We start from the raw sequence: 23,244 nt of genomic DNA on the forward strand, positions 1-23,244 counted from the left end.
GCGTCACGCGCGTCATGCTCGCGCGCTGCTCATCCACACGTGCGGGATGCCGTCCTCGTCGTGCACGTCCGAACTCGGCGTGAAGCCGAATGCCCCGTAGAAGCGCTGCAAGTGGGCCTGTGCATGCAGGCTCACCGGCGTATCCGGCCATTGCGCGCGGATATGCTCGAGCGCGCGCGACAGCAACCCGTTGCCGAGGCCCGCGCCGCGAAACGCGGCGGTCGTCAGCACGCGGCCGATGCGCACGTCGGTGTGCCGTGCGTCCGGCAGCAGCACGCGCAGATAGCCGGCCAGGCGGCCGGCCGGATCGAATGCCGCCAGATGCCACGCGGCCTGGTCCGCATCGTCGATGTCGCGATACACGCAGTTCTGTTCGACGACGAATACGGCGCTGCGCGCCTCGAGGATCGAGTAGATTTCGCGCGCCGTCAGCGCGTCGAAGGGTTTCCAGCGCCAGTCGAGATCGGCGGCGCTCGGGGATGCGGCGGGTGCGGGGGCGTTCATGTGCGGTCCTGATTCGGCGCGCCGGCCGGCGCGCGGTAACCGTCGATTATGCCTCGAAGCGCACATCGCGCGCGACCGCCTGCCCGCGCGCGAAAAAAAGCCCCGCATCGCGCGGGGCCTGGTCGTCATGCCGTCATGCAGGCATCTGGCCGAAGCGGCCACTGTTGAAGTCCTCTATCGCGGTGCGGATCTCCGCTTGCGAGTTCATCACGAACGGGCCGTAGCCGACGACCGGCTCGTCGATCGGCTCGCCGCTCAGGATCAGCAGCTTCGCGTCGCCGTTCGCTTCGATCTCGACGTCGCTGCCGTCGCGGCCGAGTTGCACGAACTGCGCTTCGCGCGCCACCGTCTCGCCGTTCACCAGCACGGTGCCGCTCAGCACGACCACCGCGAGCGTCCGTCCTTCGGCGACCGGGAACCGCGCATGGCCGCCCGCCACGAGCCGCACGTCCCACACGTCGATCGGCGTGTGCGTGCGCGCCGGGCCGCGCCGCCCGTCGAACTCACCGGCAATGATCCGCGCGCGCCCCGCGCCGTCCGGCAGCTCGACCACCGGGATATCGGCGTTCAGCAGCGTCTGGTAGCCGGGCGCGCCCATCTTGTCCGCGGCGGGCAGGTTCACCCACAGCTGCACCATCTCGAGCGGGCCACCCCGCTTCGTGAACGCCTCCGAGTGGAATTCCTCGTGCAGGATCCCGCTCGCGGCCGTCATCCACTGCACGTCGCCCGGGCCGATCGTGCCGCCCGCGCCGGTCGAATCGCGGTGCGCGACTTCGCCGTCGTAGACGATCGTCACCGTCTCGAACCCGCGGTGCGGATGCTGGCCGACACCGCGCGGCGCGCTCGCCGGTTCGAACGTCGCCGGGCCGGCGTAATCGAGCAGCAGGAACGGGCTCAGGTGCGTGCCGTGAGACTGGTAGCTGAACATCGAACGCACCGGGAAACCGTCGCCGACCCAATGGCCGCGCGGCGCACTGTACACACCCTGGATCTTCTTCATTGCCCTTCTCCATATTGCGGCGAAACCCGTGTTTCGCATCCGTGAGTGACAATATAGAGATGGAACGATCAATCCGGTAGACTGCCGAAATCGCACTCAGCGTTCCATTTCATGAACGATAAAGCGCGAGATCTGAACGATCTCTACTACTTCGTGCAGGTGGTCGAACACGGCGGCTTCGCGCCGGCCGGGCGCGCGCTGGACATGCCGAAATCGAAGCTGAGCCGCCGCATCGCGCTGCTCGAGGCGCGGCTCGGGATGCGGCTGATCCAGCGTTCGACGCGCCGCTTCACGGTCACGGACGTCGGCCAGACCTATTACGCGCATTGCCGCGCGATGCTCGTCGAGGCCGACGCCGCCGACGAGGCGATCGCGCTGCTGCACGAGGAGCCGCGCGGCATCGTGCGGGTCAGTTGCCCGATCGTGCTGCTCGATTCGCTGGTCGGCGCGATGATCGCCGCGTTCATGGCCGCGTGTCCGCGCGTCGAGATCCACCTGGAAGCCACCAATCGGCGCGTCGACGTGGTTGGCGAAGGAATCGACGTCGCGATCCGCGTGCGGCCGCCGCCGCTCGAGGACAGCGATCTCGCGCTGCGCGTGCTCGCCGAGCGCGGCCAGTGCCTCGTCGCGAGCCCCGCGCTGCTGCGCGAGCATGGGGTACCGGCCGTTCCCGCCGATCTGACGCGCCTGCCGAGCCTCGACCACGGCGTGCCGCAGTCCACGCACGTGTGGCGGCTGCGCGGGCCCGACGGCGCACATGCGGAAATCCATCACCAGCCGCGCTTCGTGACCGGCGGGATGCTCGCGCTGCGCGCGGCCGCCGCCGCAGGCGTCGGCGTCGTGCAGTTGCCGACGATGATGGTGCGCGACGAGGTGTCGCGCGGTGAACTGGTCACGGTGCTGTCCGACTGGGCGCCGCGCCGCGAAATCGTGCACGCGGTGTTCGCGTCGCGCCGCGGGCTGCTGCCCGCGGTGCGGGCACTGCTCGACTTTCTGGCCGAGCGGTTCGCCGAACTCGAACCCGACTGAGCGCGCCGCATCGCCCACGGCCATGCGCTGCAGACCGCGCGTGCGTGCCGTAGACTGCGGTACGCGCAGTGCGCATTTTCACAACCCCTATCGCTTTCCCGCCATGTTCACGCTGTCCAACGACCCTACCGCCTCCAAGGCCGATCAATACGCGACGCTCGTCGAGCAGGCACGCGCGCTCGTCGAATCCGAACGCGATCTGACCGCGAACGCCGCGAATTTCTCCGCGCTCGTCTATCACTCGCTCGATCGGCTGAACTGGGCCGGCTTCTACTTCTTCGACGGCGCCGAGCTCGTGGTCGGCCCATTCCAGGGCAAGCCCGCGTGCGTGCGGATCGCGCTCGGCAAGGGCGTGTGCGGCACGGCCGCGCAAACGCGCGAGACGCAGGTCGTGCGCGACGTGCACGACTTCCCCGGCCATATCGCGTGCGATGCGGCGTCCGAATCGGAAATCGTCGTGCCGCTGGTGGCCGGCGACGGCACGCTGATCGGCGTATGGGACGTCGACAGCCCGGTCGCCGCGCGCTTCGACGACGAAGACCGCAAAGGGATGGAAGCGCTGTGCCGCGTGTTCGTCGAACACGCGTGGCAGAAGGTGCGCGGTTAAGCGTCGCGTCGCCGGCCGCCGCAAACGACACGGGCCCCGCGAAGGAGCCCGTTTCATTGCAATGCCGCGCCGCCGTCTGCGGCGCACGGCATCCGTCAGGCCGCGTGCGTGCCGGAAAGCGCCGCGCACGCCTGCGGCTTCGCGTCCTCGGTCAACACCTCGAAGCCCGTTTCCGTCACCACGACCATGTGCTCCCATTGCGCGGACAGCGAATGGTCCGTCGTGACGACCGTCCAGCCATCGGCCAGCACGCGCGTGTCGCGCTTGCCCGCGTTCAGCATCGGCTCGATCGTGAAGATCATCCCCGGCCGCAACGGCAAGCCGGTACCCGGCCGACCGTAATGCAGCACCTGCGGCTCGTCGTGATAGACATCGCCGATGCCGTGCCCGCAATACTCGCGCACCACGCTGAACCCTTCGCGATGGGCAACCTGCTGGATCGCATAGCCGACGTCGCCGAGCGTCGCGCCGGGACGCACCGCGCGGATGCCGGCATGCATCGCCTCGTAGGTCGCCGCGACGAGCCGCCGCGCGAGTTCGTTCGGTTCGCCGACGAAATACATGCGGCTCGTATCGCCGAACCAGCCGTCCTTGATCACCGCGATGTCGAGGTTCACGATATCGCCGTCACGCATCGGCCGCGACGTCGGAATGCCGTGACAGACCACGTGGTTCACCGACGTGCACAGCGTCTTCGGATAGCCGTGGTAGCCGATGTTCGCGGGAATCGCGCCCAACTCGTCGACGATGTATTCGCGACAGCGCGCATCCAGTTCGTCGGTGGTGACGCCCGGCTTCACGTACTCGGTGATCATCGTCAGCACCTGCGACGCGAGCTTCGCGGCTTCGCGCGACCTGGCGATTTCCGCGGCACCGCGGATCGGAATTTCGCGTTTCGCCATTACGCCACCTGCTCGAGGCTTTGCGCGACCGTCTCGGCCGGCCCCACGTCGGCGCCCCGCGCCTCGGCCTCGATCAACATCTTGCAGATGTCGCCGTAGGACAGTGCCGGATTGAGTTCCGCCAGCATCCCGACGCGCAGCCAATGTTCGGCCTGCGCATTGATCGAACGGCTCAGCGCCGTGCTCGTCGAGCGCAGCCGCTCGTGCATGTGCTCGGAAATCTTGATGATGCCCATATATCCCCAATTAAACGAAACGTAGCTGTTTCGTATATTACGCCGTGCACGACGACCGGGCAAGCCGTCGCGCCCGTCGCCACTCCCCCGTGGTCGGAAATGCCGTTGACATCAAATTCCAGTTTGCTGGAAAATCAATCCATCATGAAAGAATCATCGATCACCGCCGCCGACGATACCGGCATCAACGAGCGCATTGCCCGGCGCGTGCGCGATCTGCGCACCGTCCGAGGCTACACGCTCGACGCGCTGGCCGCGCGTTCCGGCGTCAGCCGTTCGATGATCTCGCTCATCGAACGCGCGTCGGCCAGCCCGACGGCCGTCGTGCTCGACAAGCTCGCGGCCGGCCTCGGCGTGTCGCTGGCCGGACTGTTCGGCGGCGACCGGGACGACGCGCCCGCCCAGCCGCTCGCACGGCGCGCGCAGCAGGCCGAATGGCGCGATCCGGCGTCCGGCTATGTGCGACGCAACCTGTCGCCGGCCGGCTGGCCGTCGCCGATCCAGCTCGTCGAGGTCGATTTCCCGCCCGGCGCGCGCGTCGCGTACGACAGCGGCGGGCGCGAAAGCGCGCTGCATCAGCAGGTGTGGATCATCAGCGGCCGCGTCGACGTCACGTTCGGCGATACGCTTCACGAGCTTCGCGAAGGCGACTGCCTGGCCATGCGGCTCGACCAGCCGCTGATCTTCAGCAATCCGTCGCCGCATGCCGCGCGCTATGTCGTCGCGATTTGCGATGCATCCGCCGCCGGCATGCGCAGCGCGTAATGCACGCGTCGTGTGCACAACCGGTTTAGCCAAACAGGAAGGAACCCGTATGAATTCCCCGACACAGCGCGACGGCGTGCGCCTGATCGATTGCAGCGAGGCCGAACACGCGGCGGCCATTCTCGAGATCCTGAACGACGCGATCGTGAACTCGACCGCGCTGTACGACTACCGGCCGCGCCCGCCAGAGGCGATGGTCGCGTGGTTCGCGACGAAGCGCGCGGGCGGCTTTCCGGTCATCGGCGCCGTCGACGCAGCGGGCACGCTGCTCGGTTTCGCGAGCTGGGGTACGTTCCGCGCGTTTCCGGCGTTCAAGTACACGGTCGAACACAGCGTCTACGTGCGCAAGGATCAGCGCGGTCGCGGGCTCGGCGAACTGCTGCTGCGCGAAGTGGTGCAGCGTGCGCGCGAAGCACAGGTCCACGTGCTGGTCGGCTGCATCGACGCGACCAATGCCGGCAGCATCGCACTGCATACGAAATTGGGGTTCAGGCACTCGGGCACGATCGCGGAGGCGGGATTCAAGTTCGGCCGCTGGCTCGATGCGGCGTTCTATCAATTGAAGCTCGACACACCGGTGCAGCCGGTGGATGGGTAATTGCCTTGCGGCCATCGCATGCTCCGTGCGCGACGGCCACCAAGCGACACTGAGACGTATAGCGCGCAAGCGTGCCGCAAACACCTCGTCCCGGCAGGAAGGCGAACTGCTCGCCTGCTCGTCAGGGCCGCTGGGCAACCCGGGTTACCCAAATAACTTCCCCGGTCGGCGCATAAATCGACGCCACGACCTACGCCCACCTATCCGCATCTCTTTGCCACGAGACGGCCTCCCCTGACCAGTCTCTCGACGCACTGTGTAACAACGCGCGCGGCACGGGCAATTTTCAGCAGAGCGGCAACGGCAGCCGTATTCTTATTTATCGAGCATCCACCTTGATTGTCGCCTTCTTTTACGTGGAAATATAATCGACGCAAGATGCGACGGTTAGCATTTACTGCGGCCACCGTCTTTAGATGCGCAACAGAGGTCGTTCATGCAAGTACGTCTGATGCAGATATCGTGATCGGCACCTGAGTTCAAAGCCGAAAACACAACACTCAGTGCTGACAAAAATAATCTCCACTCCCAAGAGAGAAACATTCAATTTAATTGGATATAAAAAATCGGGAAATCGATGCCTAGGGGTAAACGATAGAGAGGTTGCCATACCTTATTTAAGGAAATTTCCTAATATGATCTGACGGGGATGCACGATTATTGCCCGCCACATGAAGATCATTACGGCACCACTTTTTAAAATTATCGAGAAATTTCACCAGAACCCCAGACGGCCGCCAACAGGGGTGGAAAGACCTATTGCTGACGAAAAACATTTGCCGGGCACGAGCGCTGGACACTTGCTAAAAATATACAGCCCGAATCTCGGATGCGTGCATTTTGTCTGCCAAAGAGTATCGGACCGTCAATCGCGGATCGCGGAGGCGCTTATGTAAAAAATCAAGCCATCCATGGACCGAGTGTGGCAAAACACAAACATGGCCAGCAAGTGGCTGGCGAAAACAGGGCAACTAAACGGCTACGCGCCCTCGTTATGCGAGAGATAGGCGCCGTTACGGCGCTATCTTGTTACTCAAAATTTTCCGATCCGGACAATTGACATGCGAACCATTGCCAAGATTCTCTTCCCGACCTTGATGGCCTGCCTTGTGTTCAACGGCGAAGCCAGCGCCGCCGAAAAATCCTTTTGCTATTACCATCACAATTGCCCTGCCGACGGAAAGCTGCCGAAAGGTCAGTTGCCCGAGCAATATACCAAACGCCAGTGCACGAACGGGGGCGGAAAGAGCTGGGGCGAAGGCCCGAAGAGCTGCGAGAACGTGAACGATTGACGGGCCCCGGTATCGAGGGGCGACTTCAGGCGTGATTGCTCGAATTTCAACGATGCCGGCATTTTCGCCGGCCTGAACCGAACGGCACGGGAATCTTCCTGTGACCCGCCCTGGTTTTCCGGAGATTTTCCGTCGATACCGCCTACGTCGATTGGCACGTAGCGATCCATCGCGACGAGATCGATGGTCAATCGCCCTCGAAATCAGGCTGCCTGCCCGGACGATGCAATAGCAGGAAGAATGGCGTAATTATTTAACATCCCAACGACTGCTTTTATATTTGTGGCGCGCCTTTATCTCGTGCCTAAACGGTGCGTTCGCAGCCCCCTGCCACTGCCCTCGTTGTGGCAGGGATCTTTTAGCGTCTTCCGATATTACGGTCGCACGGTCGAGTCCTGCCATAGAAAGACCTCCGGACGGGTTGGCCGAGTTCTGCCAACGCTCGGCATGGGACGAGTTGCGCGACGGCCGAAGCGCAGTCACCTCCAAGAAATGACGCTCGAACAACCCCTCGTGCCGGAACTCCGCATGTGCGCCCGAAGTTGGAGCGCAGCGCGACCGCCGCCTGGTCGTCCGCGACGTTCTCGACGACGTCGGCTCGGGTAACGCGACGACCGGCGTCACTACGTCCGCCCAGTAACGCTGAAACCCGATGCGTTAAGGAACGGTGCCCGTTGCTGGACCATGCCCGAGCCAATGTTGCGCCCGCAGGCGTGGTTACGCGCGCCTCTTGAATGGTTCGAGGCAGCTTTGTACTGCTCGGGGTGATTGACTGACGAGAATGAAAGCGACGCAGAAAAAAGAAAAGCCCTGACGAATCAGGGCTTTATCTTGTTCTACTTGGAGGCGCGAGCCGGAGTCGAACCGGCCTAAACGGCTTTGCAGGCCGCTGCATAACCGCTTTGCTATCGCGCCAAAAGCGGACTGTCCGAATGCCGTGAGGCAAGCGGCAGATTTTTATTCGAGGACCGGAAGTCCATCAAATAAAAAGGGAAGCGTGGCTTCCCCATTACTGGAGCGGGAGACGAGTCTCGAACTCGCGACCTCAACCTTGGCAAGGTTGCGCTCTACCAACTGAGCTACTCCCGCATTGTCCTGCACCTGCAGCGCTTCGCCGACCAACACGCTGCCAGAAAAATCTGGAGCGGGAGACGAGTCTCGAACTCGCGACCTCAACCTTGGCAAGGTTGCGCTCTACCAACTGAGCTACTCCCGCATGTGTCCTGCATCTGCAGCGCTTTGCCGACCAACACGCTGCCAGAAAAAATCTGGAGCGGGAGACGAGTCTCGAACTCGCGACCTCAACCTTGGCAAGGTTGCGCTCTACCAACTGAGCTACTCCCGCGTATTGCTGCGCTACTGCTTCCCCGTCACACACTTAATTCGTCGTGCAGCGGAGAAGCGAGATTATGTCGAAGGCACATTCGTGTGTCAAGAGCTTTTCCAGCCCTTTTTACAAAAACCGCCGCCGAGCAGGCGCGCGCGTCACGCGCCGCCACGCTCGCGAATCTGGGGCCATGCGAGCTTCATGTAGTACAGCATCGACCAGATGGTCAGCACCGCGGCCAGATACATCAGCCACTCGCCCCACACGCGCGTATCGATCGTCACGACGCCGAGCGGCAGCGGCCCGTGGAACAGCAGCATCGGAATCGCGACCATCTGGCACGCGGTCTTGAACTTGCCCAGCTGGTTCACCGCGACGCTCTTCGACGCGCCGATCTGCGCCATCCATTCTCGCAGCGCCGAAATCGCGATCTCGCGACCGACGATCACGAGCGCGATCGCCGCGTCGACCCGCGAAATCTGCACGAGGATCAGCAGCGCGGCCGTCACCATCAGCTTGTCCGCCACCGGGTCGAGAAACGCGCCGAACGACGACGTCTGGTTCCACTTGCGCGCAAGGAAGCCGTCGAACCAGTCGGTCAGCGCGGCGAGAATGAAGATCGCCGCCGCCGCAAGATTGCGGTGCGCGCCGCCCATCACCGTGTCCGGCAGGTAGAACACGCCGACGACGAGCGGAATCAGCACGATCCGTACCCACGTCAGGAAAATCGGGAAATTGAACGGCATGGCATGCGGGACAGTAAAGGATTCGCAATTGTGCCGTGTCGACCGGCCTGCCACAAGAACGCTGGCAACGCCGCCGGCCGCACGGCCGCGTCAGTGGAGCTGCTTGTAGATCTGCTCGGCGAGCGCGTGCGAAATGCCTTCGACGCTCGCCAGTTCCTCGACACTCGCGGCCACCACGCCGCGCAGCCCGCCGAAGCGCGCGAGCAGCCGCTGCCGGCGCTTCGCGCCGACGCCTTCGAGCTCTTCGAGCCGCGACGTCTGACGCGCCTTCGCCCGCTTCGCCCGCATGCCGGTGATCGCGAAGCGGTGCGCCTCGTCGCGGATCTGCGCGACGAGCATCAGCGCGGCGCTCTCCTTGCCGAGTTCGAGCGGCGCGCGGCCGTCCGCGAACACGAGCGTTTCGAGGCCGACCTTGCGCCCCTCGCCTTTCGCGACGCCGACCAGCATCGACGTGTCGAGACCGAGCTCGGTGAATACCTGCCGCGCGATCTCGACCTGGCCCTTGCCGCCGTCGATCAGCACGATGTTCGGCAGCAGGCTCGACGCCTCGGCCTCGCGCGTCGATTCGCCGTCGATGCCGGCCGCTTCGTCGGCGGCCGCCGCCTGCGCGGCCTGCTCGACCATCTTCTCGTAGCGGCGCGTGAGCACCTGCCGCATCGCTGCGTAATCGTCGCCCGGCGTGATGCCCGTGATGTTGTAGCGGCGGTATTCGCTCGACTGCATCTTGTGATGGTGATAGACGACGCACGACGCCTGCGTCGCCTCGCCCATCGTATGGCTGATGTCGAAGCATTCGATGCGCAGCGTCGCGAGATCGTCGCTGTCGTAGCTGAGCGTGTCCGCCAGCGCGCGCGTGCGCGCCTGTTGCGACCCCTGCTCGGACAGCAGTCGCGCGAGCGCGAGCCGCGCGTTCTGCTCTGCCATCGACAGCCAGGCGCGCCGCTGCCCCTGCGGCTGCCGCACCAGCGACACCTTGTAGCCGGCCTGCTCGGACAGCAGCTCCAGCAGGTCGCGGCTCGCCGGCGCATGGCTGACGACGAGCACGGGCGGCACGCGGTTGCCCAGATAGTGTTGCGCGATGAACGCATCGAGCACCTCGGCCTCGACCGACGCTGCCGCCGCGCCGCGCGCGCTGCCCGCCTCTTCCGCAGGCTGATCCGGCCCCGCATCGACCGGCGAGTCGACCGTCGCACCGGCCGCCTCCGCCGTCTCGGCCTCTTCGCCGAGACCGCCCTCGGCGAGCGTCAGTGCGCTTTCGACATGCGTCGGGAAATACGCCTTGTCGCCGAGGTGCCGGCCGCCGCGCACCATCGCGAGGTTCACGCACACGCGCCCGCCCAGCGCGACGACGGCCAGGATGTCGACGTCGCTGTCGCTGCCGACCTCGATCGCCTGCTGGTGCAGCACCGTCGCGAGCGAGCTCATCTGGTTGCGCACGGCCGCCGCCTGCTCGAATTTCAGCTCGGCCGCGAACGCGTGCATCTTCTGCTCGAGTTCCTTCATCACTTCGGACTGCCGGCCAAGCAGGAACCGCGCGGCGTTCGACACGTCGACCGCGTAATCCTCGTCGGAGATCGCGCCGACGCACGGTGCGGTGCAACGCCCGATCTGATGCAGCAGGCACGGCCGCGTGCGGTTGTTGAAGACCGAGTCCTCGCAGGTCCGCAACTGGAACACGCGCTGCAGGATCTGGATGCTTTCGCGCACGGCCCATGCGCTCGGGAACGGCCCGAAGTACTGGTTCTGCTTGTCGACCGAGCCGCGGTAGTAGGCCATCCGCGGAAAGCGGTGCGCGGTGAGTTTCAGGTACGGATACGACTTGTCGTCGCGAAACAGGATGTTGTAACGCGGCGCGAGCGCCTTGATCAGGTTGTTCTCGAGCAGCAGCGCTTCGGCTTCCGAGCGCGTGACGGTCGTTTCGATGCGCGCGATGCGCGTGACCATCATCGCGATGCGCGGCGACAGTTGCGTCTTCGTGAAATAGCTCGACACGCGCTTTTTCAGGTCGCGCGCCTTGCCGACGTAGAGCACGGCGCCCGCCGTGTCGTAATAGCGATAGACGCCCGGCATGTGCGGCAACTGCGCAAGGATCTTCTTTGGTTCGAACGGAGTATCGGAGGCTTCTGGCGATGTCATGCGTGATCCGGGCGCCTTGTAACGCGGAACGGGTCTATTAGAATCGCCAGTTTAGAGCATTCACCCGTCCGCTTCGATGCCACGCCCCGCCGCTGCCCCCCTCTCCGCCGTCCCGCTCGCGCCGGGCGAACCGATCGCCTGCGACCTCTTCTGCGCGGTGATCGACAATTTCGGCGACATCGGCGTGTGCTGGCGCGTCGCGCGCCAGCTCGCGCACGAGCACGGCTGGCAGGTTCGGCTGTTCGTCGACGATCTGCACACGTTCGCGCGCCTGCTGCCGCAGGTCGATCCCGACGCGGAGCGGCAAACGGTCGACGCGATCGCGATCGAGCACTGGCATGCGGAAGTCGGCGACGCGCTCGACATCGCCGATGTCGTGATCGAGGCATTCGGGTGCGAGCTGCCCGGCCCGTATCTCGCGGCGATGGCGCGGCGCGCACGGCGCCCCGTGTGGATCAACCTCGAATACCTGAGCGCCGAGGACTGGGTCGCCGATTTTCATTTGCGGCCGTCGCCGCATCCGCGCTACCCGCTGCTGAAGACGTTCTTCTTCCCGGGCCTGTCGGCCGGCACCGGCGGCGTGCCGAAGGAGCGCGACCTGGACGCGCGCCGCGCGACCTTCGACGCCGATCCGGCAGCCCGCGCCGCATGGTGGCAGCACGCGACCGGCGGCCCGCCGCCGGCGCCCGGCACGACGGTCGTCAGCCTGTTCGCCTATGAGAACCCGGCCGTCGACGCGCTGCTCGCGCAGTGGCGCGACGGTCCGTCGCCCATCGTCGCCCTCGTCCCGGCCGGGCGCCTGTCGCCCGCCGTCGCGCGTTTTTTCGGGGTCGAAGCGTTCGAGGCGGGAGCGCAGGCGCGCAGCGGCAACCTGAGCACCCATGGCCTCGCGTTCGTGCCGCAGGCCGACTACGACCCGCTGCTGTGGATCGCCGATCTCAATTTCGTGCGCGGCGAGGATTCGTTCGTGCGCGCGCAGTGGGCGCGCAAGCCGTTCGTCTGGCACATCTACCCGCAGGCCGACGACGTGCATCTGCCCAAGCTCGACGCCGCGCTCGCGCACCTGTCGGCCGGCCTCGCCGATGCGCCGCGCGCGGCGCTCGAACGGTTCTGGCATGCATGGAACGGTGCCGGCACGCCCGACTGGGCGGATTTCTGGCAACACCGCGCCGCGCTGGACGCCAATGCACTTCGCTGGGCCGATGCGCTCGCGGCCGTCGGCGATCTCGCGGGAAAGCTGGCGGAATACGCAAAATCTCAGTTAAAATAAGCGGTTATCCGACGGCTGACCACGCAAGCGCTCGCGCATGGGCACTTGGCGCCCACCGGAACGCCCCGCCGCTTGCGCCGTCAGCCGTTGCGCAACGCTCAGGCACTTATTTATTTGATTGGATCAGGACAGTTTTTATGAAGACCGCACAGGAACTCCGCGTAGGCAACGTCGTGCAGATCGGCAGCGAAGCATGGGTCATCGCAAAGGCGGAATACAACAAGTCGGGCCGTAACTCGGCCGTCGTCAAGATGAAGATGAAGAACCTGCTGACGAACGCAGGTCAGGAATCGGTCTACAAGGCTGACGACAAGTTCGACGTCGTCGTGCTCGACCGCAAGGAAGTGACGTACTCGTACTTCGCCGACCCGATGTACGTGTTCATGGACGCCGACTACAACCAGTACGAAGTCGAAGCCGAAATGATGGGCGAAGCGCTGAACTATCTCGAAGACGGCATGGCTTGCGAAGTCGTGTTCTACAACGAGAAGGCGATCTCGGTCGAACTGCCGACGATCCTCGTTCGCGAAATCACCTACACGGAACCGGCCGTGAAGGGCGACACGTCGTCGGGCAAGGTGCTGAAGAACGCGAAGCTGGCGACCGGCTTCGAACTGCAAGTGCCGCTGTTCTGCAACACCGGCGACAAGATCGAAATCGATACGCGCACGAACGAATACCGCAGCCGCGCGTAATCGTCGGCGATACCCGCATCGAACAAAGCGCCCTTCGGGGCGCTTTTTGTTTGTCTGGCGTCAACAGCTGCCACAACTCGGCGCCAGAAGCAGCACAAAAGCCACCGGTAAAGATATTCAATTTGTATCATCGGTAACTGTTTTATAGCGCCGGAGAAATAATGCGCGTGACGCGTTCGGTGGGGCATAAAATCAATCTTTAATCCGACATGCGGCTGCGGTCCGCTGGCCGACAGCCCGCCTCTCTTGACTCGACTCGCGTCCACCATGCCACACGCCCTGATTGTCGAAGACGATCCCAACAGCCTGTCAGGCCTCACCGCACTGCTCGCCGCAGACGGCTTCTCGGTCGACACGGCCACGTCGCTCGCCGAAGCGCGCACGGCGCTCGGCCGCTCGATCCCCGACGTCGTGCTCGTCGACCTGAACCTGCCTGATGGCAGCGGCTTCGACCTGCTCCAGCACCTGCCGCAGCAACAGCCGAACGGCTCGCTGCCCGTGATCGTGCTGACCGGCAACGCGACGGTCGAGAGCGCCATCGAGGGCCTGCGTCACGGCATCTGGGACTACCTGCTGAAGCCGATCAACATTCCGCGCCTGCGCAGCCTGCTCGCGCGGATTCCCCGCCCGTACGAACTGATCGACGAAGTGCAGTCGCTACGTGCATCGCTGCGCCATCTCGGCCGCTTCGGCGCGCTCGTCGGCCGCAGCGACGCGATGCAGCACGTGTACGACATGATCGAGCACAACGCCCGCACCGAAACGGCCGTGCTGTTCTCGGGCGAAGCCGGCACCGGCAAGAAGCTGGCCGCGCGCACGCTGCACGAACTGAGCCGGCGCCGCAAGGGGCCGTTCGTCTCGTTCGACTGCCGGATGCTCGCGCAGGCCGGCCGGCACGGCGCGTCGCTCGACAGCGTGCTGTTCGGCCATGAACGCGGCGCGTTCGACGGCGCCGAGCGCCGCGAATCGGGCCTGTTCGAGCAGGCCGGCGGCGGCACGCTGTTCCTCGACGAAATCACCGCACTGCCGCTCGTGCTCCAGGAAGCGCTGCTGCACGCGCTCGATTCGCAGAACTTCATGCGGATCGGCGGCACGAGTTCGATCACCAGCGATTTCCGGCTGATCGCGGCCACGCGCCGCCCGGCTCGCGAAGCGGTGGCGAACGGCACGCTGCGCGAGGATCTGTGGCTGCGTCTCGACGCGGCGTCGATCACGATGCCGCCGCTGCGCGAGCGCGACGGCGATGCGCTCGCGATCGCGGACGCGCAGATCGACGAACTGAACCGCGAAGCGCGCGCGACCGGCCGCAGCACGACCGACAAGCGCGCGGCGCCGGGCTTCGTGCGCGATTGCCTGTCCTACGAATGGCCGGGCAACGTGCGCGAACTGCAGGAACGCGTGCGTTTCGCGTACGACGCATCGGGCGACTTCATCGAGACGCTGCGTGCAGGCGAGGCCAGCTTCTCCGCCGGCGCCGCGCTGAACGGCAGCAGCGTGCAGATCAAGGTCGGCACGCCGCTGTCGGACGTCGAGGATCTGCTGATCCGCGCGACGCTCGACGCGGTCGGCGGGACGCGCCACCGTGCGGCGACCCTGCTCGGCATCAGCCCGAAGACGCTGTACAACAAGCTGCAGCGGATGAAGGTGAACTGAGCGGCGGGCGCCTGAATGCGGGCGGCGGCCGGATCTGACCGTTAGTTGCGGTCAAATTCGGTCCGTCGACCGTACGATCGGGCCGTCGCAGCCCATAAAAAAGCCGCGCTATTGCGCGGCTTTTCGTTTGGGGCGACCGGAACGGCGCGCTGCGCGCCATCCCTGTCCGCTTACGCCAGCGCGCTGCTCAGCAGCGCCTGCGCCTGCAGATACTCGGGTTGCGTGATCAGCTTGTCCCACTTGGGTGCCTTGCCGCGCGCGCGCATCCGCTTGATGCGCCGCACCGACTCGGCCGAGGCCTGCATCTTCAGGCCGTTCAGCACGACTTCGGCCGCGTCCGGCTGGTTACAGACGAGCACCATGTCGCAACCGGCCGCGAGCGCGGCGTCGGCGGCCTGCGTGAGCGTGCCGCCCTCGCGGGCAGCCTCCATCGACAGGTCGTCGCTGAAAATCGCGCCCGTGAAGCCGAGCTTGCCGCGCAGGATGTCCTGCAGCCACACGCGCGAGAACCCGGCCGGCCGCTTGTCGACCTGCGTGTAGATCACGTGCGCGGGAATCACCGCGGACAGCGACAGCCCGAGCCAGTCGTACGGCGCGACGTCCTGCTCGAGGATCGCGTCGAGCGTGCGGTCGTCGGTTGGCAGCGCGACGTGCGAATCGGCCTCCGCGAAGCCGTGCCCGGGAAAATGCTTGCCGCAGTTCGCCATGCCGGCGAGCGACAGCCCGTGATTCAGGCTCTTCGCGAGCAGCGTGACGACGCGCGGGTCGCGATGGAACGCACGATCGCCGATCACCTTCGAGTGCCCATAGTCGAGGTCGAGCACGGGCGTGAAGCTCATGTCGATCCCGCACGCGCGCAATTCGGCGGCCAGGATGTAGCCGACGGCGGTCGCGACCTTCGTCGCGAGCAGCACGTCGCGATCCCACAGTTCGCCCAGGCGGCGCATCGCGGGCAGCACCGTGAAGCCGTCGGTGCGGAACCGCTGTACGCGCCCGCCTTCGTGATCGACGGCGATCAGGATGTCTTCGCGCACCGCGCGGATCGCGTCGGTCAGCGCGGTCAGTTGCGCACGATCCTGGAAATGCCGCGCGAACAGGATCACGCCGCCGGTATTCGGATGCGCGAGGCGCCGCGCATCGTCGCGCGACAGGGTCGTGCCGACGACGTCGAGCATGACCGGGCCGGGAGTCGTTTTCATCGAATCGGGAATTCCATCAGGAGGGGGTTCGGGAAACAGGTGCGAGGGCACGCGCGGCGGCCGTTTCAGCGTCGGTTTCGGCGACCACGAACGACACCGCGTAGTCGCGTTCGTCGCTGACCGTCACGCGCGCCGTGATGCCGCGCGCGGCCAGCCACTCGGCCAGCTCGCCCGATGCGACCACGTACGGCTCGCCGCTCGGATGGTTCAGGGTTTGCAGCGCGCGCCACGTCATCGGCCAGTGCATGCCGAGCCCGATCGCCTTCGAGAATGCTTCCTTCGCGGAGAAACGCGTCGCGAGAAACGCGATGCCGCGCGCCTCGGAGCGTGCGCGCCGCGCGTGAAACACGCGCAGTTCGTCGGGGCCGAGCACCTTCTCGGCAAACCGGCCGCCCGTGCGTTCGAGCACGGCCGCGACGCGGCTCACCTGTGCGATATCGGTACCGATGCCGTAGATCGCCATGTCAGTCTCCGCCGGGGCAACCCGGCGAGACCGGGTCAGGCGCGTCGCACACGGCGTACGTGGCGCAGCCTCGCATCGTCACCGCGCGCCGCCGTGCAGCGCGGCGACGCGTGCGGCGACCATGATCGCCTTCATCTCGCGCACCGCGTTGTCCCAGCCCGCGAAGATCGCATGCGCGACGATCGCGTGGCCGATGTTCAGCTCGACGATGCCGTCGATCGCGGCAATCTGCTGCACGTTCGTGTAGTGCAGCCCGTGGCCCGCATTGACCTTCAGGCCCAGCCGCGCGCCGGCCTGCACGCCCGCGACGATACGCTCGTATTCGCGCTGCTGCTCCGCTTCGTCGTGCGCTTCGGCGTAGCGGCCCGTATGCAGCTCGATCACCGGCGCGCCGGCTTCGTGCGCGGCGCGGATCTGCGTATCCTCCGGGTCGATGAACAGCGACACGCGTACGCCCGCGTCGGCAAGCTGCTTGCACGCCGCGCGCACGGCCTCGAAGTGGCCGGCCACGTCGAGACCGCCTTCGGTCGTCAGCTCCGCGCGCTTCTCCGGCACGAGGCACGCGTCGTGCGGACGCACTTCGCACGCGATGTCGAGCATCTCGGCCGTCACCGCGCATTCGAGATTCATGCGCGTCTTCAGCAGCGGGCGCAGTTCGCGCACGTCGGCGTCGACGATGTGACGACGATCCTCGCGCAGGTGCAGCGTGATCGCATCCGCACCGGCCTCTTCGGCGGCGAGCGCCGCGCGGATCGGATCGGGATAGCGCGTGCCGCGCGCGTTGCGCAGCGTCGCCACGTGGTCGATGTTCACGCCAAGGTCGATGGCGGTGGGCGTGGTCAGGAAGAAGCTCATAGGTTTTGCAGGTCGATCAGGATCTGACGCGTGGCGAGCGGCGTGCCGCCGAGATAGGTGTTCAGCAGGAAGCGCATCAGCGTCTTGCTCTGCGCGACCGTCTGGGCTCGATGGTAATCGTCCTGCTCCATGTCGAGCAACGTCTGCCCGGTGATGACCGGCCAGTGCGACGGAACGTCGTCGTCCGCATTGCGCACGCCGCGCTCGGGATCGAACACGTAGCGACGCTCGGGTTCGACCGCGCGGCGGGCCACCGTGCGGTTCAGCGCCATCGCATAGCCGGTCTCGCGCAGCAGCACGCGCTCGAACGAGCGCAGCACCTGCACGGCGGGCTCGCCGTGCGCGAGGCGCGTGAGGGTCAGCACGTAATGATTGAACAGCGGCGGCTGCGGATCCTCGCGCGCGCAGAATTTCACGAGCAGCTCGTTCGCGTAGAAACCGCACAACAGCCCGTCGCCGCCGAGCGGCAGCATCCCGCCGACCCACTCGGCGCCCGTCAGCGTGCGCACCTCGGATTTGCCCGACCACGACAGCAGCAGCGGCTGGAAGGTCTGCAATACGCCGCGCAACGCGGAGTGCGGGCGTTTCGCGCCCTTCGCGACGAGCGCGAGCCGGCCATGGTCGCGCGTCAGCACGTCGACGATCAGGCTCGTTTCCCGATACGGATAGCTGTGCAGCACGAACGCCGGCTGCTCGGCGACGCGGAAATCGGACGTGCGAGACGTCGCACGCCGCGCCTTGCGCGGCGGTTCGGGCGGTGCCGGTAGCGGCGCGTCGTTCGCGCCGGCCGTCACCGCGTCCTCGGTCGACGTCAGCGCGTCATTCGTACCCATAGGCACGCAGCCCCGCCTCGTTGTCGGCCCAGCCGCTCTTCACCTTCACGAAGGTCTCGAGGTACACGGGGCCGTCGAACAGCTTCTCCATGTCCATCCGCGCCTCGGTGCTGATCTGCTTGAGCTTCTCGCCCTTCTTGCCGATCACCATCGCCTTGTGCGAATCGCGCTCGACGAGGATCGTCGCGAAGATGCGCTTCAGGCGCCCCTCCTCCTCGAACTTGTCGATCAGCACGGTGCTCGTGTACGGCAGCTCGTCGCCGGTCCAGCGGAATACCTTCTCGCGCAGGATTTCGGCCGCGAGAAAGCGCGAGCTGCGGTCGGTCAGCTCGTCCTCGCCGTAGATCGGCTCGCCTTCCGGCAGGTACGGCTTGATCGTGTCCAGCAGGCGCTTGATGTCCTCCGGCTTCTGCGCCGACAGCGGCACGAGCTCGGTGAACTCGCGCAGCCCGCTCACCTTCTGCATGAACGGGAACAGCGTGGCCTTGTCGCTCACGCGATCGATCTTGTTCGCGATCAGCAGCGTCGGCATGCCGGGCGGGATCAGGTCGAGCACCTTCTGGTCGTCGGGCCCGAAGCGGCCGGCCTCGATCACGAACAGGATCACGTCGACCGACGTCAGCGTCGACGTGACCGCGCGGTTCAGCGAACGATTCAGCGCGGTGCTGTGACGGGTCTGGAAGCCGGGCGTGTCGACGAACACGAATTGCGCGTCGTCGAACGTGTTGATGCCGGTGATGCGGTGACGGGTCGTCTGCGCCTTGCGCGACGTGATGCTGATCTTCTGGCCGACGAGTGCGTTCATCAACGTCGACTTGCCGACGTTCGGACGGCCCACGATCGCGATCATGCCGCAACGAAAACCGGTAGGAGCGGGAGTGTTCATATCGTTTGGGAGACAGGTTCGGAAACGGCCGCGCGGCGCGCGGCACGATCGATGGGCAATTCAGTGATCGGCATCGGCCACGCGCGCCTGCGCGGCAGCCAGGCTCGCGCCGCCGGGCGGCGTTTCGGCGTCGGGCGACGCGGCATCGCGTGCGCGCGCCGGCGTGCGCGTGGCGGAATCGGCGCCCGCGGCAGGTTTGTCGGCCGACGACAATGCCGGATCGGCCGCATGGCCGGCCGGCCTGTCGGCTGGGCGCGGCGCGGCCTCGGCGGGCTTTTCCGCGGCCTTGTCGGCCCGCTCGGCCGGTTTGTCGGCAACCTTGTCGGTCGCCGGCTTCGCCGCCCGTTCGCCCTTGTCCGTTGCCGGCTCGACATGCGCCGCGCGAATCGCGGCCATCGGCGCGACGGCCGGCTCGGCGCCCGCAGCCGCAGCGGTTGCCGCCGGCACCGCGCCGGCCGCCCTGGCCTCGCGCGCCGTCGCACGTTCCTTCCGCTCGGGCGAGCGCAGGTCGAGCGCTTCCTGCACGCCCTTCACGCCCGGCACGATTTCGGGCTCGACATGCTTGGACCCGCGCGCGTTTTTCGAGCGCTTCGGCTTCGCGGTCAGCATCGGCGCGGCCGCCATCACTTCGTCGAGCGCCTTCTTCGCGGCGGCCTGCTCGGCCGCGCGCCGGCTCGCGCCGGAGCCCGCTACCTTCACGTCCAGCTTCGGCACCGTGCACTCGACCTCGAACTGCTGATTGTGCGCCGCACCATGCGTCGCGACGACCGTATAGGTCGGCAGCGCTATCTTGTGCCCCTGCAGGTATTCCTGCAGCAGCGTCTTCGCGTCCTTGCCGAGCGTGCGCGGATCGATGTGGTCGAGAATCGGGATATAGAGGCGCTTGATGACCCCTTGGGCGGCTTCGAAGCCGCCATCGAGGAACACGGCCCCGATGATGGCTTCGAATGCGTCCGCGAGGATCGACGGGCGACGGAACCCGCCGCTGCGCAGCTCGCCCTCGCCCAGCCGCAGGCCGTCCGAGATATTCAGGGCCTGAGCAATTTCATACAGCGACTGCTGTTTGACGAGGTTGGCGCGTACGCGCGACAGGTCGCCTTCATCCAGCTTGCCGAAACGCTGGAACAAAAGGGCGGCCACCGCGCAATTCAGAACGGAATCGCCGAGAAACTCGAGCCGTTCGTTGTGCGTGGCACTGTGACTGCGATGGGTCAAAGCCTGGCGCAACAATTCCGCATTGCGAAATTCGTAGCGCAGCCGGCTTTCCAACTGGGATGAGGGCATGTGCAGGAGTATAACGCGGGCGCCCGGTCGGGCCGAAACGGCACGGCCGGACACGAAAAGGCGTGACGAGGCGGTGTTACCGCCGGTTCTTAAAGTCGTTCGGCAATACGCGACGCGGCCCGTGCGTCGCGTATTGCGGATGAATCGAATGCGGTCAGTTGAAGGAACCGATGCGCTTCAGGTCGCCGAAGTTCATCCAGATGAAGAACGCGCGGCCGACGATGTTCTGGTCCGGCACGAAACCCCAGTAGCGGCTGTCCGCGCTGTTGTCGCGGTTGTCGCCCATCATGAAGTAGTGACCGGGCGGCACCTTGCAGATCACGCCGCGGCTGTTGTACGTGCAGTTGTCGCGATACGGATAGTCGTATGCGCCCATCACGAACGGCGGCACGGCCGGGTTGTTGAGGATCGCGTTCTTCTTGTTGCCGATCGTTTCCTCGAACTGCTTCGCGTAATTCTGGCGCTCGTCGTCGAAGAAATCGGGCAGCGGCGTTTCCGGCACCGGCTGGCCGTTGATCGTCAGCTGCTTGTCCTGGTACGCGACCGTGTCGCCCGGCAGGCCGATCACGCGCTTGATGTAGTCGACCGACTCGTCCTTCGGATAGCGGAACACGACGACGTCGCCGCGCGACAGCGGGCTGCCCTGCGTGATCTTCGTATTGGTGACCGGCAGGCGCAGCCCGTACTCGAACTTGTTGACGAGGATGAAGTCGCCGACGAGCAGCGTCGGGACCATCGAGCCCGACGGAATCTTGAACGGCTCGACGATGAACGAACGCACGACGAACACGGCCAGGATCACCGGGAAGAAGCTCGCCGTGTACTCGAGCCACCACGGCTGGCGCAGCTTTTCGTCACGCAGCTTCGAACGCGTCTGCGCCGCGTTTTCGTCCGCGAAACGCTTGTCGATGCGCGACTGCTGGCGATCGAACTCCTCGATCGCCGAATCGGCCGCCTTGCGACGCCGCGGCAGGAACACCAGTTTGTCCAACACCCACGCTACGCCCGTCACGACGACGAGCACAAAAAGAATCAGCGCAAAATTCATAAAAGGATCAGTCCTGTTATTTGTCTTCGACGCGCAAGATCGCGAGGAACGCCTCCTGCGGGATCTCGACCGAACCCACCTGCTTCATGCGTTTCTTACCTTCTTTCTGCTTCTCAAGCAGTTTCTTCTTCCGCGTGATGTCGCCGCCGTAGCACTTCGCGAGCACGTTCTTGCGGAGCGCCTTGATGTTCTCGCGCGCGACGATGTGCGCGCCGATCGCGGCCTGGATCGCCACGTCGTACATCTGGCGCGGAATGATCTCGCGCATCTTCGCGGCGACTTCGCGGCCGCGGTATTGCGACTGCGACCGGTGCACGATGATCGACAGCGCGTCGACCTTGTCGCCGTTGATCAGCATGTCCACCTTCACGACGTCCGACGAACGGTATTCCTTGAACTCGTAATCCATCGACGCGTAGCCGCGCGACACCGACTTCAGGCGATCGAAGAAGTCGAGCACGATCTCGGCCATCGGGATCTCGTACGTGAGTTGCACCTGGCGGCCGTGATACTGCATGTTGATCTGCGAGCCGCGCTTCTGCTCGCACAGCGTGATCACCGAGCCGACGTAATCCTGCGGCATGTACAGGTTCACGGTGACGATCGGCTCGCGAACTTCGGCGATGCGGCCGGGCTCCGGCATCTTCGCCGGGTTCTCGACCATGATCGTCGAGCCGTCGCTCTGCACGACCTCGTAGACGACCGTCGGCGCGGTCGTGATGAGATCCATGTCGAATTCGCGCTCGAGCCGCTCCTGCACGATTTCCATGTGCAGCAGCCCGAGGAAGCCGCAGCGGAAACCGAAGCCGAGCGCCTGCGACACTTCCGGCTCGTACTGCAGCGATGCGTCGTTCAGCTTCAGCTTCTCGAGCGATTCGCGCAGCGCGTCGTACTGGTTCGCCTCGACCGGATACAGCCCCGCGAACACCTGCGGCTTCACTTCCTTGAAGCCCGGCAGCGGCTCGGCGGCGGGCTTGGTCGCGTGCGTGACGGTATCGCCGACCTTCGCGGCCGTCAGTTCCTTGATACCGGCGATGATGAAGCCCACCTGCCCGGCCGACAGCGACTCGAGATTGCGCGACTTCGGCGTGAACACGCCGACGTGCTCGACCGGATACTGCGCGCCGGTCGCCATCATCTTGATCTTGTCCTTCGGACGCAGCGTGCCGTTGACGATCCGCACGAGCATCACGACGCCGACGTAGTTGTCGAACCACGAATCGATGATCAGCGCCTGCAGCGGCGCGGCCGGATCGCCCTTCGGCGGCGGCACCTTCGCGATCAGCGACTCGAGCACGTCTTCCACGCCGAGGCCCGTCTTCGCGCTGCAGCGCGTCGCGTCGGTCGCGTCGATGCCGATCACGTCCTCGATCTCCTCGATCGCGTTCTCGGGGTTCGCGGCCGGCAGGTCGATCTTGTTCAGCACGGGCACGACCTCGACGCCGAGCTCGATCGCCGTATAGCAGTTCGCGACCGTCTGCGCCTCGACGCCCTGGCTCGCGTCGACGACCAGCAGCGCGCCTTCGCACGCGGACAGCGAACGGCTGACCTCGTACGAGAAGTCGACGTGCCCCGGCGTGTCGATCAGGTTCAGGTTGTAGACCTTGCCGTCGCGTGCGCGATAGGACAACGCGGCCGTCTGCGCCTTGATCGTGATGCCGCGCTCGCGCTCGATATCCATCGAGTCGAGCACCTGCGCTTCCATTTCACGGTCGGCGAGGCCACCGCATACCTGGATGATGCGATCCGCGAGTGTCGACTTGCCATGGTCGATGTGCGCGATGATCGAGAAATTGCGAATATGATCCATTCAGTGCCGATCAAGCGAAAAAGGCGCGCTCGACGACTGCGGAGCACGCCTTGTGTAAGTCGGTGAAAAAACGGCTTATTTTAGCCGAAAAGGCTTACGCCGGGCG

The 23,244-nt window shown here is 65.4% G+C and carries 22 protein-coding genes and 4 tRNA genes; 8 read left to right on the plus strand and 18 right to left on the minus strand.

The genetic code is table 11. The features are described 5' to 3' along the window. Positions 1-12: 12 nt before the first annotated feature. Together A9Z05_RS25395 and A9Z05_RS25400 are read right to left on the minus strand one after the other, a co-directional pair. The gene (locus A9Z05_RS25395; protein ID WP_069620533.1) at positions 13-504 is read right to left on the minus strand and encodes a GNAT family N-acetyltransferase; all 492 of its coding nucleotides are present in this window, start codon (positions 502-504) and stop codon (positions 13-15) included. A gap of 133 nt (positions 505-637) precedes the next feature. After that, a complete protein-coding gene (locus tag A9Z05_RS25400; RefSeq protein ID WP_069620534.1) occupies positions 638-1,504 on the minus strand; it encodes a pirin family protein in 867 nt (288 codons plus the stop codon). 111 nt (positions 1,505-1,615) lie between these two features. Between A9Z05_RS25400 and A9Z05_RS25405 the strand changes: the two genes are divergently transcribed. Beyond that, positions 1,616-2,533: a LysR family transcriptional regulator gene (locus A9Z05_RS25405; RefSeq protein ID WP_069620535.1), complete on the plus strand. Its 918-nt coding sequence runs from the start codon at positions 1,616-1,618 to the stop codon at positions 2,531-2,533. A 103-nt stretch (positions 2,534-2,636) separates the two neighbouring features. After that, complete coding sequence (locus tag A9Z05_RS25410; protein ID WP_069620536.1) at positions 2,637-3,140, plus strand: GAF domain-containing protein; 504 nt, start codon at positions 2,637-2,639, stop codon at positions 3,138-3,140. 95 nt (positions 3,141-3,235) lie between these two features. Here A9Z05_RS25410 and map read toward each other — a convergent pair whose 3' ends face one another. Both map and A9Z05_RS25420 read right to left on the minus strand, forming a co-directional pair. Continuing rightward, positions 3,236-4,042, minus strand: a complete 807-nt coding sequence (gene map / locus A9Z05_RS25415) for a type I methionyl aminopeptidase (protein WP_069620537.1) — start codon at positions 4,040-4,042, stop codon at positions 3,236-3,238. Beyond that, positions 4,042-4,278 carry a ParD-like family protein gene (locus A9Z05_RS25420; RefSeq protein WP_069620538.1) on the minus strand — a complete coding sequence of 79 codons (237 nt, stop codon included), beginning with the start codon at positions 4,276-4,278 and terminating at the stop codon, positions 4,042-4,044. The genes map and A9Z05_RS25420 overlap by 1 nt, the downstream gene beginning before the upstream one ends. 144 nt (positions 4,279-4,422) lie before the next feature. On the opposite strand from A9Z05_RS25420, the gene A9Z05_RS25425 reads away from it, so the two are divergent. The 3 genes from A9Z05_RS25425 to A9Z05_RS35285 all read left to right on the plus strand — a co-directional run bounded on the left by A9Z05_RS25425 (position 4,423) and on the right by A9Z05_RS35285 (position 6,933). Further along, the gene (locus tag A9Z05_RS25425; protein ID WP_069620539.1) at positions 4,423-5,043 is read left to right on the plus strand and encodes a helix-turn-helix domain-containing protein; all 621 of its coding nucleotides are present in this window, start codon (positions 4,423-4,425) and stop codon (positions 5,041-5,043) included. A gap of 49 nt (positions 5,044-5,092) precedes the next feature. After that, on the plus strand, positions 5,093-5,641 hold the full coding sequence (locus A9Z05_RS25430) for a GNAT family N-acetyltransferase (RefSeq protein ID WP_069620540.1): 549 nt from the start codon (positions 5,093-5,095) through the stop codon (positions 5,639-5,641). A 1,061-nt stretch (positions 5,642-6,702) separates the two neighbouring features. After that, positions 6,703-6,933: a hypothetical protein gene (locus A9Z05_RS35285; protein WP_084044431.1), complete on the plus strand. Its 231-nt coding sequence runs from the start codon at positions 6,703-6,705 to the stop codon at positions 6,931-6,933. Between the two features lie 841 nt (positions 6,934-7,774). Here the strand turns inward: A9Z05_RS35285 and A9Z05_RS25435 are convergent. The 6 genes from A9Z05_RS25435 to uvrC all read right to left on the minus strand — a co-directional run bounded on the left by A9Z05_RS25435 (position 7,775) and on the right by uvrC (position 11,142). After that, positions 7,775-7,848 (minus strand) — tRNA-Cys (locus A9Z05_RS25435). Between the two features lie 98 nt (positions 7,849-7,946). Next, a tRNA-Gly gene (locus A9Z05_RS25440) sits at positions 7,947-8,022 on the minus strand. A gap of 51 nt (positions 8,023-8,073) precedes the next feature. Further along, positions 8,074-8,149: transfer RNA gene (locus tag A9Z05_RS25445), tRNA-Gly, on the minus strand. 53 nt (positions 8,150-8,202) lie between these two features. Next, positions 8,203-8,278: transfer RNA gene (locus A9Z05_RS25450), tRNA-Gly, on the minus strand. Positions 8,279-8,418: 140 nt separating this feature from the next. After that, complete coding sequence (gene pgsA, locus A9Z05_RS25455) at positions 8,419-9,006, minus strand: CDP-diacylglycerol--glycerol-3-phosphate 3-phosphatidyltransferase (RefSeq protein WP_069620541.1); 588 nt, start codon at positions 9,004-9,006, stop codon at positions 8,419-8,421. Between the two features lie 90 nt (positions 9,007-9,096). Then, the gene (gene uvrC / locus A9Z05_RS25460) at positions 9,097-11,142 is read right to left on the minus strand and encodes an excinuclease ABC subunit UvrC (RefSeq protein WP_069620542.1); all 2,046 of its coding nucleotides are present in this window, start codon (positions 11,140-11,142) and stop codon (positions 9,097-9,099) included. A gap of 76 nt (positions 11,143-11,218) precedes the next feature. Here uvrC and earP point away from each other — a divergent pair, with 76 nt between their 5' ends. From earP to A9Z05_RS25475, 3 genes are all read left to right on the plus strand, one after another. Beyond that, the gene (gene earP / locus A9Z05_RS25465; protein ID WP_069620543.1) at positions 11,219-12,412 is read left to right on the plus strand and encodes an elongation factor P maturation arginine rhamnosyltransferase EarP; all 1,194 of its coding nucleotides are present in this window, start codon (positions 11,219-11,221) and stop codon (positions 12,410-12,412) included. A 137-nt stretch (positions 12,413-12,549) separates the two neighbouring features. Continuing rightward, positions 12,550-13,107 carry an elongation factor P gene (gene efp, locus A9Z05_RS25470; protein ID WP_044844759.1) on the plus strand — a complete coding sequence of 186 codons (558 nt, stop codon included), beginning with the start codon at positions 12,550-12,552 and terminating at the stop codon, positions 13,105-13,107. A 267-nt stretch (positions 13,108-13,374) separates the two neighbouring features. After that, positions 13,375-14,760 (plus strand): sigma-54 dependent transcriptional regulator, encoded by a 1,386-nt coding sequence (locus tag A9Z05_RS25475; RefSeq protein ID WP_050011458.1) that lies wholly within the window; start codon positions 13,375-13,377, stop codon positions 14,758-14,760. Positions 14,761-14,930: 170 nt separating this feature from the next. Here the strand turns inward: A9Z05_RS25475 and nagZ are convergent, their stop codons facing one another. The 8 genes from nagZ to lepA form a co-directional block, all read right to left on the minus strand. Continuing rightward, on the minus strand, positions 14,931-15,959 hold the full coding sequence (gene nagZ / locus A9Z05_RS25480; RefSeq protein WP_069620544.1) for a beta-N-acetylhexosaminidase: 1,029 nt from the start codon (positions 15,957-15,959) through the stop codon (positions 14,931-14,933). Between the two features lie 16 nt (positions 15,960-15,975). Next, positions 15,976-16,422: a holo-ACP synthase gene (gene acpS, locus A9Z05_RS25485; protein WP_069620545.1), complete on the minus strand. Its 447-nt coding sequence runs from the start codon at positions 16,420-16,422 to the stop codon at positions 15,976-15,978. Between the two features lie 78 nt (positions 16,423-16,500). Next, on the minus strand, positions 16,501-17,277 hold the full coding sequence (pdxJ, locus tag A9Z05_RS25490; protein WP_069620546.1) for a pyridoxine 5'-phosphate synthase: 777 nt from the start codon (positions 17,275-17,277) through the stop codon (positions 16,501-16,503). Further along, on the minus strand, positions 17,274-18,110 hold the full coding sequence (recO, locus tag A9Z05_RS25495) for a DNA repair protein RecO (protein WP_006476492.1): 837 nt from the start codon (positions 18,108-18,110) through the stop codon (positions 17,274-17,276). Before recO ends, pdxJ begins: the two co-directional genes overlap by 4 nt. Further along, positions 18,097-18,996 carry a GTPase Era gene (gene era, locus A9Z05_RS36440; protein WP_069620547.1) on the minus strand — a complete coding sequence of 300 codons (900 nt, stop codon included), beginning with the start codon at positions 18,994-18,996 and terminating at the stop codon, positions 18,097-18,099. Before era ends, recO begins: the two co-directional genes overlap by 14 nt. Before the next feature lie 60 nt (positions 18,997-19,056). Next, on the minus strand, positions 19,057-20,280 hold the full coding sequence (rnc, locus tag A9Z05_RS36445; protein WP_069620548.1) for a ribonuclease III: 1,224 nt from the start codon (positions 20,278-20,280) through the stop codon (positions 19,057-19,059). 154 nt (positions 20,281-20,434) lie between these two features. Beyond that, positions 20,435-21,328 carry a signal peptidase I gene (lepB, locus tag A9Z05_RS25510; RefSeq protein ID WP_069620549.1) on the minus strand — a complete coding sequence of 298 codons (894 nt, stop codon included), beginning with the start codon at positions 21,326-21,328 and terminating at the stop codon, positions 20,435-20,437. Positions 21,329-21,344: 16 nt separating this feature from the next. Then, the gene (gene lepA / locus A9Z05_RS25515) at positions 21,345-23,138 is read right to left on the minus strand and encodes a translation elongation factor 4 (RefSeq protein WP_069620550.1); all 1,794 of its coding nucleotides are present in this window, start codon (positions 23,136-23,138) and stop codon (positions 21,345-21,347) included. Positions 23,139-23,244: the final 106 nt, after the last annotated feature.

The sequence above is a fragment of the Burkholderia sp. A2 genome (assembly GCF_001729305.1).
Classification (GTDB): domain Bacteria; phylum Pseudomonadota; class Gammaproteobacteria; order Burkholderiales; family Burkholderiaceae; genus Burkholderia; species Burkholderia sola.